Consider the following 15410-nt stretch of genomic DNA (forward strand, 5'->3'; position numbering starts at 1 on the left):
GGGTGCGGACCGCCGCGGCGTCACTGGTGCACGCGTAGGTAGCGCGCCTGCCGCTCCGGCTCTCGTGGCAACAGGTCCAGATCCAGCTGCCATGGGCTGCCGGTCCACGGATCGAACAGCGGTGTGCCGTCGACTGTAGGAAGGTGCCTGCAGGCTTGCGACAACGCCGCGACCACGGGATCGCTGGAATCGGATTCGTCGCTGCCGACGATCATGGTCGACAACCCGATCAGATCGCCACGCACCATCAGCGACCCGATGCGTTGTGCATCTGCGGCCTGGTAGCCGTGCGGGAAATCCGCGGCGAGCAGCACTCGATGTTCGACCGGGGGCGTGAAAACCCCGCCCTCATAGGCCAGTTCGGCCAGTTCTGTCGCGTCGACCAAGGCCTGTAGCCGCGCCGAGATCTCAGCATGGTCGGTGACCGGCGGTCCGTTCAGCACCGGTGTCAGCGGTCCGACGAGCCCACGGAACGCCCCGGTCAGATCGATCATGTCGACGCGCACGCGCCGCCCGGGATCGGCCGCGAGCAGCCGGGCCAGCAGTGCACCGACGACCGGGGCCGCCGCACTGCTGGATTCGGTGTCTATCCACAGCGGCCGATTCAACGGCACCGGCACGCAGTACGGCACCCGCAGCGGCCCCCGCTCGATCGCATGCAGCTCACCGAGCCGGATGCCGTCGCTCGCCGCGGGCGGACCGTCCCAAGTGGGCGATTCCCAGGACGCCAGCGACGGTGGCAGCAGCCGGTCCGCGTCGGCGAGTTCGCGCAGGAGGTGTTGGCTGTCGCGGTGGTGGTTGCCCTCGGCGACGGCGATCAGCTCGTCGCTGCGGCGGTGCGCGGCCTGCCGCGCTGCCTCGGCGGCCGGGGTGTTCCTCGTGGTGGGATCCGATACCGCGGCGGACAATTCGTGATCGAGCCGTTGGGCGGCATAGTCGCGTGCCGAGATGAGCGCGGCCGCCGAACGCGCGGCATCCTCGAAGATCATCCACAACCGGTCGAGCCCGTGCGCGACCTCCACCGGCACGGGTCCGGCCGCGCGGGAATCGGCCACGGGGCCGGGAATGGTGTCCTGACCATCCGATCGCGCGCCCGGCGAACCGGGACCGGCCTGCGGCGCGGCTGCGGCGGGCTGGTCCACCACGCCGTCGACCTCGACCCCGTGCGCGGTCAGCAGCTGCGCGAGTCCGCCCGCGTAACCCTGACCGACCGCGCGCAGCTTCCATCCGGTGCCGCGCCGATACACCTCCAGGCAGATCAGCGCGGTCTCCCCTGCCAACGGGGTGATCGCGAATTCCGCCGCGACCACATCGTTTTCGAACAACTCCACGGTCACCGGCCCGAGGCCGCCCGGCTGGGCGGGCACAGCCGGATCGGCACTGACCACCAGCAGCACCGCGTTGGCATCGGCGCGGACCTCGGCGAGCCGGATCGCCACCGAGCCGTCGGACAGCGTGACACCCTGGGTCCGCGGCTGGTCATAGAACACGAAGTCCTCGGCGGCGAGCACGCGCAGGTTCTGCGCCACCACCAGTGCGGAAACATCCAGCGCAGCACCGGCTTTCGCGCTGAATCGAACGACATCACCGGTCAGCGGCGTGTTCTGACCGGCCTTGAGCTGAATCACGTTGTCTGCCCCCGTTGTTCGTGCTGTCGTATCACCCGGCCGAGAGGAACCGGCCGAGCTGCGGAACCGCCTCGCCCGGATGCTTGGCCTGGAAGCCCTCACCGAGGGCCTGCATCTTCCAGTCGCCGCCGACGCGGTACACCTTGGCCATCGCCATGGCGGTGAACCGCATGCCGCCTGCCATGGTGTACCGGGCGAGTTCGGCATTGTTGGCGCCGTCGACCAAGCGGCAGAACGCATTCTGGACCTGCTCGAAAGTGTGCCCCTTGTAGGAGGTCACCATGAACAGCAGCGTGCTGACGTGCGCCGGGATGCGGGTCAGGTCGACCAGGATCACCTCGTCGTCACCCTCGCCCTCACCGGTGAGATTGTCGCCCTGATGCCGGACCGAGCCGTCCTTGGAGGTCAGCTGACCGTAGTAGGCGACGTCGACGAGGTTCGCATCGGCGAACATCGCGACCGAGGCGTCGAGGTCTACATCGACGGTCCGGTTGCCGAACATGCCTCGCGTCTGCACCGGATCCCAGCCGAGACCCATCTTGACGAAAGTCAGTGCCGCGCCGCCTTCCTTGCGGAGCGTGACCCGCTGCCCCTTCTGCAGGCTGACCGGACGATCCTTGCTCAGGCTCACCTCGGCGGGCGCCTGCTGCGGCGCGGCCTGCTGCGGGGGCGGCGGGTAACCCGGCCCCGGTGCGGGCGGCGGCGGGTAACCGGGCCCCGGCGGCGGGTAGCCCGCGGCGGGCGGCGGCGGATAACCGGGTCCGGGCGGGGCCGCCTGGGTCGGCGCGTACTGCGGCGCGGGCTGGGCCGGGTAGGCGGGGGTGGTCGGCGGCGGGTAATTCGGTGCGGGCTGGGCCGGGGGCGGCGCAGGCGCAGCCTGCGGCGCCGCGGCAGGGGCGTCGTCGACCGTCACGCCGTGGTCGGTGACCAGTGCCGCGAACCCACCCGCGTACCCCTGTCCGACAGCCCGCACCTTCCAGGCACCCTGCCGCCGATACAGTTCGAGCGCGATCACGATCGACTCGCTCTGCAAACCGTCGACCTGGTACTCGTACAACCGATTACCGGACGAATCCGAGACGATCGCGGTCGGCGCGGGAAAGCGGCCGAAGCTGCTCGACGCGTCGTCGAGGGTGATCACCGCGCGAATCTGATCGATATCGGCGGGCACCGCGCTCAGCGACACCGCCAGCGACATGGGCTGTCCCTGCGGCGCGGGTTGCAGGTTCACGCCAGGCCCGTTCGGCTGGTTGAAGAAGACGAAGTCCGCGTCGGAACGGACCTTGCCCCGCTCGGTAACCAGCAGCGCGGACAGATCCGCTGGTGCCGTGAGCTGGATGGAGATCACCACGTCGTTGGTGGCCAGTGGACCGTTCTGGCCCTTGGCGAGTGTTGCGGACAAGGTCGACCCTTCGCTTGTCGGTGCGTACGTTGCCACTCTACGAGAAACGAACCGAACGGATGCCGCCATGACACCGGCTCCGCGAAAGCGAGGCTGCGCGAGTCGATAACGGACTGCGTCCGGCTGTGTCCGTTAAGGTGACCGCAGGCAGTTGGAATGTGGCGAATACTCCCATGTTCCCGATCGAGACAGCAGGCAAACTCCCCTATGGCGCAACTTTTCGAGCAGTCGAAAAAGGTGATCGAGGCCCACCTCGCCGGAACAAGTATCCGTGCGATCTCCGGCTCGATGATCGCCTATGAAGGAAATGTGCAGTTCAAATCTGCTGGTTTCGGCGGCGGTGACGGTGTGATTGCCGGGCTCAAGCGGCGTGCCACCGGTGAGAAGCTGTCGCTGATGGAGTGCAACGGGCACGGCAGGGTCTTCTTCGCGGTGAACGGCCAGCACGTCACCGTGGTGAACCTCAACAACGAGACGCTGCAGGTCGAATCGCAGCAGCTGCTCGCCTTCGCGGGCAATCTGCGCACCGATGTACGTTTCGCCGGCGTGCGCGGCGCCTCCACCGGAGCGGGGCTGTTCACCACCACGGTGTCGGGACAGGGTCAGGTCGCGCTGCTTTCGGCGGGCGGGCCGCTGATCCATCTCGAAGTGTCGCCGCAGTACCCGCTGGTCGTCGACCCCGACGCCTTCGTCGCGGCGCGCGGCAATCTCAACCACTCGTTCGTCACCGACGTGTCGTGGCGCAGCCTCGTCGGCCAGGACGCAGGCGAGGCGTTTTCGCTGCGCTGGGATGGTCAGGGCGTGGTGTTGATCCAGCCGGCGGAACGGTAGGTACGGGCGATGTTCGAGAAGGTCAACGGCAAAGTCGTCAAAACCGATGTCGGCATGGCGGGCGGTGTCGTCGCCCGCAACGGCGCGATGCTGTTCTATACCGGCGATGTCTCCTTCGCGCCGCACCAGATTCCGGGCGGCCAGGGCATGGGCGGTGGCGGCGGTCTGATGCGGATGGCCGGCCGCATGATGGCCGGTGAGCACGAGCGCACCATGTTGGCCCAGGGCTCCGGTGAGGTGCACTACGGATTCGCCGGGCTCGAGGTGCACGTGGTCCACATGCAGCAGGGGGCGACGTTGCGTGTCGAGGCCTCGCGTCTGCTTGCCAACACTGCCGGACTGCAGAGTTCGGTGGTGTCGGTGATGAGTTCGGGCGGCGGCGGTGGCGGCGGCCTGATGGGTGCGCTGCGCGGCGCCGCCGGCGGCGCGCTGACCGGGCAGGGCATGTTCACCACCCAGCTCGCGGGTCAGGGTTCGGCGGTGCTGCTCGCGCACGGCGGATTCCTGGAACTGCAAGTGGGCGGGCCGAATCCGATCGTTGTCGATCCGCAGGCCTTCGTCGCCACCTATGGCAATGTGCAGACCGAGCTGAAGACTGCGATGAGCTGGCGCGACGCGGTAGGACGCGGAGCCGGCGAGGCGATGCAATTGCATTGCGTCGGACAGGGTGTCGTGTACGTGCAGGCCTCAGAAGAGAAGTTGTGAGCCATGTCCCAGATTTTGAATCCGCTGAATCTCGGTGAGAGCGACAACATTCCGGGAAACAGCTACGCCTACTGCATCGACCTGAACAAGCCGTGGTTCATGCGCAAGGGCGCGATGATCGCCTACTACGGCGATATGCGCTTCCAGATGCTCACCCACGGCCTGCAGGGTGGACTGCTGCACATGGTGTCCCAGCAGTTCTCCGCGCCGTTGTTCACCGGCGATTATGTGGTCGCAGAAGGCCACGGCAAGCTCATCATCGGCGACCGCGGCTACGACATCAATTCCTATGATCTAGAGGACAACGGCAACCTCACCATCCGTGCGGCGAACCTGCTCGCCTTCGAGCCGGGTCTGTCGCTCAACCAGTCCATCGTCCCCGGCTTCCTCACGCTGATCGGCACGGGTAAGTTCCTCGCCTCGTCCAATGGCCCCGTCATGTTCGCGGAGCCGCCCCTGCGGGTCGACCCGGAATCCCTTGTCGGCTGGGCGGATTGCCCTTCGCCCAGCCATCACTACGACCAGCGGTGGGTGACGAATTTCCTCGCGGCAGGCGCGGCCGGGTTCGGCGTCAACTCCGGCGAGGAACGACAGTTCGACTTCACCGGCAGCGGAACGGTATTGATCCAATCCAGCGAAAAGGTGCTCAGCGACTCCATGCTGGTGCGCACCATCGAGGGTCAGCTGCAGAGCGGCATGACCGTCGGTGGCCTGCAACGATTGCAAGGCGTCATCGCCCAGCAGTTGGGTGGTCAGCACTACGACTGAGGGCCGATCACGGGGGCGAAGGGGAAATGGCCTGGTCTCGATGCGCGATGCAGGCTGATTCACCGCCGACCACGTGCGACTAGCCGCGGATCAGCGGCGGCAGCTCGGTCAGGCTCTTGATGCGCTTGGCCGAGGTGGCGACGCCGGTATCGCGGCGATCCAGCCAAATCCCCTGCAGCCCAGCGGTGATCGCTGCCTCGGCATCCGTCCGCAGGCGATCGCCGATGTAAACGACCTGCGAAGACGGCAACCGCAGTGCATCGCATGCGGCCAGGAAGATTGCCGGGTGCGGCTTGGCTACGCCTATTTCGCTGGAGATGGTTGCGTGGTCCAAAAGGCCTAGGAGACCGACCTTCGCCAATTTGCGGCGCTGCTGTTGCGAATCGCCATTGGTGATCACACCGAGCCGCACCTTCGGGTGCTCGGCAGCGAGCGCCGACAAAGCGGGTGCCACATCGGGATAGGTCCGCCACGCCGCCTCGTACTGCACCAGATACTCCGCGAACCACGCGTCCGCCCGGTCATCCGACCAGACCCCCTGACCGAACTCGTCGGCGAGATGAGTGATCCGCAGGCGTCGTTGCTCGGTGAAGGTCAGCTCACCCGCGAGGTAGCGATCCATCGCCCATGCTTCCAGCTCCCGCCACCGGCGCGCGAGACCATCCCGATCGGGAACAAAGGGGAACCCGGCGCGGACCGCCGCCTCCGCGGCAGCCTCGTGGTCGACGAGCGTTCCATCCACATCGAACAGGACGGCTTCGGCGCAAAAGATCGGCACAACGATCCATTGTCGCAGTCGCAACGGAAGCGCGGGAGGACTCTGGGATCCTTCTCGGACTCCTCCGTTCGGCCGACTCGGACTATCCCGCTGCGTCGCTACTTTCCACAAACGGGTCGTTCTCGTTGGGAGGCAACATGAGTATCGGACTGCTGATCGTCATCGTCGTCGCGGCCGTCGCGTTGATCGTGAAACGGTTTCAGGGCGAGCCGATGAACGCGCGGGATACGTTCGGTACGCCGCTGATCCTGGTGGCGATCGGGATCTACAGCGTCACCAAGGTCGAGGACCTCGATGGCACCGACATCACCTGGCTGATCATCGGCGGCATCGTCGGCGTCACCTTCGGCGCGATCCGCGGCACCACCATCGGGATCTTCGACCGCGACGGACATCTCTGGCAGCGGTACACGGTGCAAACCGTGGCGGTGTGGGCTATTTCGATGGTCGTCGGCTTCGGGGTCGGGACACTCGGCACGGCCATGGGTATGCACCACGATGCTCGGCCTGCGACGCTATCGATCGGCATCGGCATGGTCGGCGAGATGCTGAGCCTCGGGGTTCGCGCGCTGTCCACCGGTGTGCCGTTCGCGCCGGACAAAGGCAGTTCGCGCGCATCCGACCGTTCACAATCACCGCTGGACCGCTACCTCGGCAAGCCGTCCCAGCCCGCTCCCGATCGGCCGCACCCAGGTGAACCGAATCGCAGGCTGCATCCTTCACCAACCTTGCGCGACGGACTCGACTGGCTGAACCAGGCCCGCGATCGCAGGTAAGCGGGATACCGCGACTTTGTCGGTCATCTCGACTAACCTCCGATTTGAAGCGCGATTCAAGTCAAGGAGACACAATGGCCGACGCCCTGCTGGATATCGCCGAGGTGGCCGAACGCGCGGGGCTCGCCCCATCGGCACTGCGCTTCTATGAGAAGCGCGGCCTCATCGCCGCCGACGGTCGCAACGGATTACGGCGCACCTACCGACCCGACATCCTCGGCCGCCTCGCCCTGGTCGCCTGCGCCCGCGGCGCGGGCTTCACCATCGCCGAAATCGCCCGCTTCATCCGAGCCACCCCCAGCGACACCGAACTGCGTGCCCGCATGGCCGACAAAGCCCGCGACCTCGACGACGACATCGCCCGGCTCATCCGAATGCGCGACAGCCTCCGCCACGCATCGACCTGCACCCACGAGCCGCTGGTCGAATGCCCCGATTTCAAGAGCACCTTCGAAACCCCTGAAGCCCAGGCCATTCGGACGCCGGCGACCGCGAGAACTGGACTGCGGTAAATAGACGAGCAAGCAGCGCCGGATCACCGATCCGGGGTGGCAGGCCAGCGGGTGGAACCGAGTTCGCGGGAGATGGTGCGCGCGGTGGTGCGGACCGCGTCGACGGTGACGTCGGAGGCGGGCCAATCCGGCGTCGGAATGACTGCGCCGACCGCGCCGACGACGCTGCCGGTGCGATCGAAAATTGCTCCGGCCACACAGGATTCGCCGAGCACGGCCTCCTCGCATTCGTAGGCGAGACCCGACGATGTGACCGGTCGCAGGTGTTCGAGGAAGGCCGCGGGATCGGTGATCGTTTCGCCGGTCATGCTGCGCAGCGTCGTCGCCTCGAGCGGCGTCAGGAACGCGAGCATGGCCTTGCCGAGAGCGCTTGCGTGGGAAGGTATTTCGATGCCGACCTCGGGCATTTGCCTACTGCCGTCCGGTCGGGGTTCGTGATGGATGATGACCACATCGTCGCCGAAGAGCACGCCGACCCGGACGGCGAGTCCGGTGGTCCGCGCCAGTTCGTGTGACCAGGTAAGGGCCCTGGCCCGCAGGTCGAGCGTGTCGAGGTAGACGTTGCCGAGCCGCAGCACGGCAGGTCCGAGCTGATAGCGCCCGCCGCCGTGTTCCTGCACGACCACACCGTGGGCGGCGAGCGTCCGGACGATGCCGTGCACCGTTGTCGCCGCGAGTCCGAGCTCCGCCGCGAGCTCGGACAGGGTCATCCGCCGCGCGCCCTGCAGTGCGAACAGTATGCGAACGGCCCGGTCGACCGACTGGATCACGCGGCTTCCTCCCTGTGCTTTCGAGCGACCTGCAAGCAGTCGCAGGCGGCCGAATCCCACCGACTCTTGTGACCTGCGCTACATCCACGTACTCTACGAATCACATTCGACATTGTCGAATCTCGTTCGAAACAATTTCGGGAGTCTCCCATGGATGGACTGCGGACGCCGCAAAAACTTGCGGCGGAAGTGCTCGGCACGGCGTTCCTCGTCTTCATCGGCGTCGGATCGGTACCTGCCACGCTCATGGTGAACGGCGACGCACCGTTCACCATGGCCGACCTCGGCATGATCTCGCTTGCCTTCGGCACCGTGGTCCTGGCCACCGTGTACGCCTTCGGGCACGTCTCAGGAAACCACATCAATCCCGCGGTGACCCTCTCGCTCGCGTTGAACGGGCAGTTCCCGTGGCGACAGGTTCCGGCTTACCTCGCCGCCCAGGTCGCTGGTGCGGTGCTCGGCGCGTTCGCCATCATCGGTGTGCTCGGCGACCGTGCCAGCGCGGTCGGCCTCGGTGTCGCCGCCTACGGCCAAGGCGTCGGCGCAGGGCAGGCGTTCATCGCCGAGTTCGTCGGCACCTTCATTCTCGTGCTGACCGTGCTGCTCGTCGTGCATCGCGCCGCGGCGCCCGGCTTCGCAGGCGTTGCCATCGGACTCGTGGTGTTCGCGGCCATCATCCCCGTCGCACCCGCCACCGGCGCGTCCATCAACCCGGCGCGGACGCTCGGGCCGATGCTCGTACAGCAGGTGTGGGGCGCGGAGGTGGCCTGGAGCCAAGCGCCGGTGTATCTCGCCGCCGAATTCCTCGCCGGTGTCGCCGCAGCCTTCGCTGCCCGCGCCCTGACCCACATCAAGACCTCGGCAGGCGCAAATCACGACGCGCTCGAAACCGCCGCATAACAGGAGAATCGATGAAGAAACTGATCAACGATCCGGCCGATGTCGTCCGAGAAGCGCTGTCGGGCATGGCCGCGGCCCACCCCGAACTGCGGGTCGACATCGAGAACAAGGTCGTGTTTCGCGCCGACGCACCGCGACCGGGCAAAGTGGCGCTGCTGTCGGGCGGTGGCTCCGGGCACGAACCGATGCACGGTGGTTTCGTCGGCGCGGGCATGCTCGACGCCGCGTGTGCCGGGGAAGTCTTCACCTCCCCTGTCCCGGACCAGATCCTCGGCGCCACCACGGCCATCGACGCCGGTGCCGGGGTCCTGCACATCGTCAAGAACTACACCGGCGACATCATGAACTTCGAGATGGCTGCCGAGCTTGCTGCCGCCGAAACGGGGGTCGCGGTCACCGCGGTTGTGGTGAACGACGATGTGGCCGTGCAGGACAGCCTCTTCACGGCAGGCCGCCGTGGCGTCGGCGCCACCGTCGTGCTGGAGAAGATCGCGGGCGCCGCCGCGGAACAGGGCAGGTCGCTCGCCGAGGTCGCCGAGGTCGCCCGCACTGTGAACGCCAACTCACGCAGTATGGGCATGGCGCTGACCTCCTGCACCGTCCCCGCTGCCGGTAAGCCGACCTTCGAGCTCGGCGAGACCGAGATGGAGATCGGCGTCGGCATCCACGGGGAACCCGGCCGCCACCGCGCGCCGCTCGCGCCCGCGCGGGAGACCGCCGCAATGCTGGTGGAGCCCATCCTCACCGATCTGCCGTTCACCAAGGGCGACACCGTGATCTGCTTCGTGAACGGGATGGGTGGCACGCCGCTGCTGGAGTTGTACGTGATGTACAACGAGGTGGCCCGCATCCTCGGCGGCCATGGGATCGGGATCGCCCGCTCCCTGGTCGGCCCCTACATCACCTCGCTGGAGATGGCGGGATGTTCAGTGACATTGACCAAGGTCGACGACGGCCTACTGACTCTGTGGGATGCGCCGGTGCGCACGCCCGCCCTGCGCTGGGGAGTGTGACGATGATCGATCCGATCCACTGGGTGCGCCGCTTCGCCGAGCTGATCGACGAGCACACCGACGAACTCACCGAGCTCGACGCGGCCATCGGCGATGCTGATCACGGCAGCAATATGCAGCGCGGGACGGCAGCGGTCGTCGCGGCGCTGGCCGAGTCCGCGCCGACAACACCGACCGAACAGCTGAAACAGGTCGGCATGACGCTGATTCGAACGATCGGCGGTGCGAGCGGGCCGCTCTACGGCACGTTCTTCCTGCGCTGCGCGGCCGCCGCGGGCGAAACCGACTTCGACGCAGCCGGTTTCGCGAAGGCGTTCCGGGCCGGGCTCGACGGGATCGTGGCACGCGGCAAGGCGGAATCCGGGGACAAGACGATGTTCGACGCGCTTGCGCCCGCGGCCGACGCGCTCGACGAGCGCCTCGCGGCCGGGGCTGATCTCGCCGCGGCACTCGAGGCCGCGGTAACCGCGGCCGAGGCCGGACGCGACGCGACCATTCCCATGCTCGCACGCAAGGGCCGCGCCTCCTACCTCGGCGAACGCAGTGTCGGGCATCAGGATCCGGGCGCGACCAGTGCGGCACTGCTGGTGCTCGCCGCGAGACAGGCGGTTCGATGATCGGCATCGTCGCCGTCTCACACAGCCGTGCCCTCGCCACCGCCGCTGTCGCGCTGGCCACCGAGATGCTGCACGACCAGCCGATCCGCATCGAGGTGGCGGCCGGGCTCGACGAGCACACCTTCGGCACCGACGCGATCGCCGTCGCCGATGCGATCGCCGACGCCGACTCCGGCGACGGCGCACTGGTATTGATGGACCTCGGCAGCGCTGTGCTCTCCGCCGAGCTCGCGGTGGATCTGCTCACTTCGCCGCATCAGGTGCGCTTGTGTTCGGCGCCATTCGTGGAGGGCCTGATCGCGGCCGCCGTCGCGGCGGCCGGTGGCGCGGGGCTCGCGGAAGCCGCGGACGAGGCCGAGAATGCATTGGCGGGCAAGCGAACTCACCTCCAGGAACCGCAAGCCATCGCGGACAGTGCGCCTGAGCTGATGTCGGCTGCGGCCGAAGGTGTGCGCGGTGCGCCGCAAACACTGCCCGGCAGCGACCCGACAGCGTCGGCGGCCATGGAACCGGGCGCCAGCAGCGCGGAGCCGACCGCTACCGGCACATTTGTCGTCACGAACGACCATGGGCTGCATGCCCGTCCGGCGGCACGCCTCGTCGCCGAGATACGCCGCCTCGCGGCGACCGTCCGACTGCGCAATCTGTCGACCGGCGCGGGCCCTGCTTCGGGAACAAGCTTGAGCCGGGTCGCCGCCCTCGGTGCGCTCTCCGGTCATGAAATCGAGGTCGTGGCAACAGGTCCGAGCGCAAAGGATGCGGTGGACCGCGTACTCGCTCTCGCCGCGCGCCGATTCGACGAGACGGCCGGTCGGGCCATCGTTGAACCTGACGCTGCCGGGTCTTCCATCCGCACCAGCAAGGGAGCCGGCCCGTATCCGGCGCCTGCCGATCACCCAATTCCCGCGCCGACCGATCACGGCACAGGCCAATTTTCCAAGCCCACTGGTCATGACGAAGGTCCTTTTCCCACGCTCACCGGTCAGAGCGCAGGCCCAATCCCCTCACCCACCGGTCAGAGCGCAGGCCCAATCCCCTCACTCATCAGTCAGAGCACAGGCCTGAACCCCTCACCTGGTCAGCGCGCGGGCTCAATACTCTCGCCCACCGGGCAAGGCCCGACTCCCACACCCACCGGACAGAGCGCAGGCCCAATTCCCGCGTCTGCGGGCATTGGTATCGGGCGTGCTTGGCGGATCGGGCAGACAGAATTCGATGTGCCCGAAACTCCGTCCGGCCCACCACAAGTGGAGCGAGAACTGTTCGATGCGGCCATCTCGGCCGTGCGTGCCGACATCGAGCGAACTCGCGCGCATGCGGGTGCGGAGGCCGAAATCTTCGAGGCGCACCTGCTGCTACTCGATGACGACGAGCTGATCGGCGCCGTCCATCAGGGCATCGATGCCGCGGGCTCTGCTGCCCGCGTGTGGTCCGAGGTGCTGGAATCGGCTGCCGCCGACCTGGATCGGCTCACCGACGACTACCAGCGAGCCCGCGCCGCCGACTTGCGAGCCATACGCGACCAGGTGCTCGCGGCGATGCTGGGCCACTCCACCGAGATGATCAGTCGCGCAGGCATTCTCGTCGCGGCGGACCTGACGCCTGCCCAGGCCGCCGGACTCGATCGCGACCTCGTCACGGGAATCGTGCTCGCCCAGGGCAGCCCGACCTCGCACAGCGCCATCATCGTTCGTGCGCGCGGCATCCCCGCCGTGGTGGGTGCGGGTGCCCATGTGCTCGCGGTCCAGGACGGGACTGTTATCGCAGTGGACGGCGGCACCGGCAGACTCGTGATCGAGCCCGACGCGGCAACCCTCGCCGCCTTCACCGGGCTCGCGATCTGGCAACGCGAACAACGTCGAGCCGCCGAGGCGGCGGCCGACAAACCCGCGATCACCCGTGACGGGGTGACCATTCACATCGCGGCGAATGTGGGCAGCGACCTCGATGCGACCGAAGCCGTGCGCAACGGCGCGGACCTGGCCGGATTGGTGCGCACCGAGTTCTTGTTCCTCGGCCGTGACGACGCGCCCTCCATCGATGAGCAGGAGCAGGTATACCGCGCGGTGGCCGAGGCATTCGGTGGTCGCCGCATCGTACTGCGCACCCTCGACGTCGGTGGAGACAAACCGCTCCCCTACATCGATCAACCGACCGAAGCCAACCCCTTCCTCGGCGTCCGAGGCATCCGGCTCGCCCTTGCCCGCCCCGCATTGCTACGCGACCAGCTCACCGCTATCTGCCGAGTCGCCGCCGACCATCCGGTGAGCGTGATGTTCCCCATGGTCACGCAATTGGAGGAGCTGCTTGCCGCCCGCCGCATCCTCGACGAAGTCGCCCCGCCCGGTATCACACCGGAGGTCGGCATCATGGTGGAAGTGCCTGCGGCAGCCGCGAAAACGGCAATTTTTGCCGATCACGTCGACTTCTTCAGCATCGGCACCAACGACCTCACCCAGTACGCGCTCGCAGCCGAACGCGGCAACGAAGCCCTCAGCACCCTCGCCGACCCCCTCGACCCCGGCGTACTCCGGCTGATCGCCATGGTCTGCGAGTCGGCCGGATCCGCACGAGTAGCGGTCTGCGGCGAAGCCGCTGCCGACCCAGTAGCAGCCCCACTATTACTCGGACTCGGCGTTCACGAACTCAGCGTCGCCCCACCCGCGATCCCACTGGTCAAGGCGGCGGTCCGCGACCTGGACCTGACCGAATGCCGACAAGCAGCAGCCCGAGCCCTGGACTGCACATCGGCCACCGAAGTACGCACCAGATAACAGAACAGCCGGCACCTGAACTCATCCAACTGCCCGACAACACAACCACAACCAGCCCTCTCACCGGAAGGACGAGCTGTGGTGCCGTTCTCGGGCCTTCCTCTATCGACGGTCCACCAGAGCCTGGAGTCCGCGCGAAGCGTCGGCGACCGACGGCCGCCACACCGTGCGGATCTCGGTTTCGGAACTGTCTGGAACGTGAAAGTTGTTCAAAGACAATTACCTTCAGGACTCCGGAAGCTCACACCACCGAAGTGGACAATCCCACGGGGCCCCGACGGCTAGGTGTTACGGGGTGGGACATTGGTGACGGTCCGCAACACCAGGCAGCACTGCGCGTTGCGCACGCGTCGTTCGGTGGGCTTGCACCTACCAATATGGAACGGTCCGAATCGCGTCGGCGGCGGCTCGGCACACGGCGACAACTCTCAGGATGACTCTGCGTAGCGGGTGGCGATCACGGCGGCGCGGTTGCGCAGGGATGTGCGCAACGACTGCGGCGCCAGGGCTTCCGCGTCCGTAGTGAGCTGCCACAGCGCCCATTCGGCGTATCGTGAATCCTGGAAGGTCACCTCCAGTCGCAGCCAGCCGTTTGCGTCCGGTTCCTCGGTGTGGACGGCCAGCGCGGTGCTCACCAGGTCCTCCCGCCGCGCCGGGTTCACCCGTACCAGCACGGCGATCTGGTCGCCGCTGGTCCGAAACTGTGTGCTGCGTTCCTGCCAGGCCCGGTCCAGATCGACGCGGTCTGGTCGCTGTGCCGGTTCGGGAAGTTCCTTTGCAGCCAACACCCGCGACAGCCGGTAGGTACGGTCCGCGCCAGATCTCGTGGCCAGCAGGTAGCCCCGGTCGCGAACGATGACCAGGCCGATCGGGTCCACCGTGCGCCACTTCGGGGTCTGGTCGAGCGCCGCGTAGTGGATGCGCAGCTTGTTTCCGGCGAACACCGCGCGCCGGACCTCGGCCAATATGGTGCCGGGCGCCTCCTCAGCGACCAGCCGACGCGACAGCAGATCGGTCTCCGGGTCGATGAGCAATCGCTCGGCCACGTCAGCTGCGGTGTCCCGATAGCTTTCGGGTAGCGCGTCGACCACCTTGAGCATCGCCGAAGCAAGCGCCGAGCCGAGGCCGAATGCCTGTGCGCCGCGCCGCGATCCGGCGACCAGCAAGGCAAGCGCCTCGTCGTGGTTCAGCCCGGTGAGCTCGGTCCGAAACCCAGGTAACAACGCGAAACCGCCGCACCGGCCGCGTTCGGCGAAGACCGGGACACCGGCCGCGGACAGCGCGTCGATATCGCGCAACACGGTGCGGGTGGACACCTCTAGTTCGTCGGCCAGCTCGGCCGCAGTCAGTCGGCCGCGCTGGCGCAGCAGCAGCACCAGCGACACCAACCGGTCGGCGCGCATACGAAAACTTTACCGAATACACGACACAGGATGTCGTGATTCGCTGGGAGGCTTACCGCCACGGCGTCACAGACGGCGGCTACCGGGCCGCTGGACGCACGTACTTCAACGAATCGAATGGAGCTGAAGTGGTAATGGAACGAACGGCAGTCAACCCGGTGACGTGGTCGGTGGAGATGGGATTCAACCAGGGTGAGCTCGTCTCCGGGCACACCCGGACCCTGTACTGCTCCGGGCAGACCGCGATGAGCGCCGACGGCAAGCCCCAGCATGCCGGTGACATGGCTGCGCAGTTGGCGCTGAGCCTCGACAACTTGGAGGCCGTGCTCGGAGCGGCCGGCATGTCCCTCGCGAACCTCGTCCGGCTCAACGTCTACACCACCGACGTCGACCTGCTTTTCCAGCACTACGGCGTGCTGGCGTCGCGGTTGGGCGCTGCCGGGGTGACGCCGACTACCACGATGCTCGGGGTCACACGGCTGGCGATCCCCGGCCAGATGGTCGAGCTCGAGGGAACCGCAGTCGAGTGATGC

The 15410-nt window shown here is 67.2% G+C and carries 15 protein-coding genes; 10 read left to right on the forward strand and 5 right to left on the reverse strand.

Annotation, left to right across the window (positions count from 1 at the left end; all coding sequences use genetic code 11):
• Positions 1–20 precede the first annotated feature (20 nt).
• Together OHQ90_RS04030 and OHQ90_RS04035 are read right to left on the reverse strand one after the other, a co-directional pair.
• Positions 21–1628, reverse strand: coding sequence for a TerD family protein (locus tag OHQ90_RS04030; RefSeq protein ID WP_328407440.1), 1608 nt, complete (start codon positions 1626–1628; stop codon positions 21–23).
• A 31-nt stretch (positions 1629–1659) separates the two neighbouring features.
• Complete coding sequence (locus OHQ90_RS04035; RefSeq protein ID WP_328407443.1) at positions 1660–3030, reverse strand: TerD family protein; 1371 nt, start codon at positions 3028–3030, stop codon at positions 1660–1662.
• Between the two features lie 207 nt (positions 3031–3237).
• On the opposite strand from OHQ90_RS04035, the gene OHQ90_RS04040 reads away from it, so the two are divergent.
• From OHQ90_RS04040 to OHQ90_RS04050, 3 genes are read left to right on the forward strand one after another with little or no spacing between them, the layout of a single operon-like run.
• Complete coding sequence (locus tag OHQ90_RS04040; protein ID WP_328407445.1) at positions 3238–3861, forward strand: AIM24 family protein; 624 nt, start codon at positions 3238–3240, stop codon at positions 3859–3861.
• 9 nt (positions 3862–3870) lie between these two features.
• Entirely contained in the window at positions 3871–4566 is a 696-nt protein-coding gene (locus OHQ90_RS04045) for an AIM24 family protein (protein WP_328407447.1), read from the forward strand.
• A gap of 3 nt (positions 4567–4569) precedes the next feature.
• Complete coding sequence (locus tag OHQ90_RS04050) at positions 4570–5334, forward strand: AIM24 family protein (protein ID WP_328407449.1); 765 nt, start codon at positions 4570–4572, stop codon at positions 5332–5334.
• A 79-nt stretch (positions 5335–5413) separates the two neighbouring features.
• Here OHQ90_RS04050 and OHQ90_RS04055 read toward each other — a convergent pair whose 3' ends face one another.
• Positions 5414–6112 carry an HAD family hydrolase gene (locus OHQ90_RS04055; protein WP_328407451.1) on the reverse strand — a complete coding sequence of 233 codons (699 nt, stop codon included), beginning with the start codon at positions 6110–6112 and terminating at the stop codon, positions 5414–5416.
• 137 nt (positions 6113–6249) lie between these two features.
• On the opposite strand from OHQ90_RS04055, the gene OHQ90_RS04060 reads away from it, so the two are divergent.
• Complete coding sequence (locus tag OHQ90_RS04060; RefSeq protein ID WP_328407453.1) at positions 6250–6888, forward strand: hypothetical protein; 639 nt, start codon at positions 6250–6252, stop codon at positions 6886–6888.
• A 74-nt stretch (positions 6889–6962) separates the two neighbouring features.
• Positions 6963–7400: a MerR family transcriptional regulator gene (locus tag OHQ90_RS04065; protein ID WP_328407454.1), complete on the forward strand. Its 438-nt coding sequence runs from the start codon at positions 6963–6965 to the stop codon at positions 7398–7400.
• Between the two features lie 23 nt (positions 7401–7423).
• On the opposite strand, the gene OHQ90_RS04070 is transcribed toward OHQ90_RS04065, so the two are convergent.
• Positions 7424–8170, reverse strand: coding sequence for an IclR family transcriptional regulator (locus OHQ90_RS04070; RefSeq protein ID WP_328407456.1), 747 nt, complete (start codon positions 8168–8170; stop codon positions 7424–7426).
• Positions 8171–8320: 150 nt separating this feature from the next.
• On the opposite strand from OHQ90_RS04070, the gene OHQ90_RS04075 reads away from it, so the two are divergent.
• From OHQ90_RS04075 to ptsP, 4 genes are read left to right on the forward strand one after another with little or no spacing between them, the layout of a single operon-like run.
• On the forward strand, positions 8321–9070 hold the full coding sequence (locus OHQ90_RS04075) for an MIP/aquaporin family protein (protein WP_328407458.1): 750 nt from the start codon (positions 8321–8323) through the stop codon (positions 9068–9070).
• An 11-nt stretch (positions 9071–9081) separates the two neighbouring features.
• Positions 9082–10083 (forward strand): dihydroxyacetone kinase subunit DhaK, encoded by a 1002-nt coding sequence (dhaK, locus tag OHQ90_RS04080; protein WP_328407460.1) that lies wholly within the window; start codon positions 9082–9084, stop codon positions 10081–10083.
• Between the two features lie 2 nt (positions 10084–10085).
• Positions 10086–10700, forward strand: a complete 615-nt coding sequence (gene dhaL, locus OHQ90_RS04085; protein ID WP_328407462.1) for a dihydroxyacetone kinase subunit DhaL — start codon at positions 10086–10088, stop codon at positions 10698–10700.
• Positions 10697–13474 carry a phosphoenolpyruvate--protein phosphotransferase gene (gene ptsP / locus OHQ90_RS04090; protein WP_328407464.1) on the forward strand — a complete coding sequence of 926 codons (2778 nt, stop codon included), beginning with the start codon at positions 10697–10699 and terminating at the stop codon, positions 13472–13474. Before dhaL ends, ptsP begins: the two co-directional genes overlap by 4 nt.
• 428 nt (positions 13475–13902) lie before the next feature.
• Here the strand turns inward: ptsP and OHQ90_RS04095 are convergent, their stop codons facing one another.
• Positions 13903–14877: a helix-turn-helix transcriptional regulator gene (locus tag OHQ90_RS04095; protein ID WP_328407466.1), complete on the reverse strand. Its 975-nt coding sequence runs from the start codon at positions 14875–14877 to the stop codon at positions 13903–13905.
• Positions 14878–15011: 134 nt separating this feature from the next.
• On the opposite strand from OHQ90_RS04095, the gene OHQ90_RS04100 reads away from it, so the two are divergent.
• Positions 15012–15407: a RidA family protein gene (locus OHQ90_RS04100; protein ID WP_328407468.1), complete on the forward strand. Its 396-nt coding sequence runs from the start codon at positions 15012–15014 to the stop codon at positions 15405–15407.
• Positions 15408–15410: the final 3 nt, after the last annotated feature.

Origin of the sequence: Nocardia sp. NBC_00403, assembly GCF_036046055.1 — a bacterium.
Taxonomy (GTDB): Bacteria; Actinomycetota; Actinomycetes; order Mycobacteriales; family Mycobacteriaceae; genus Nocardia.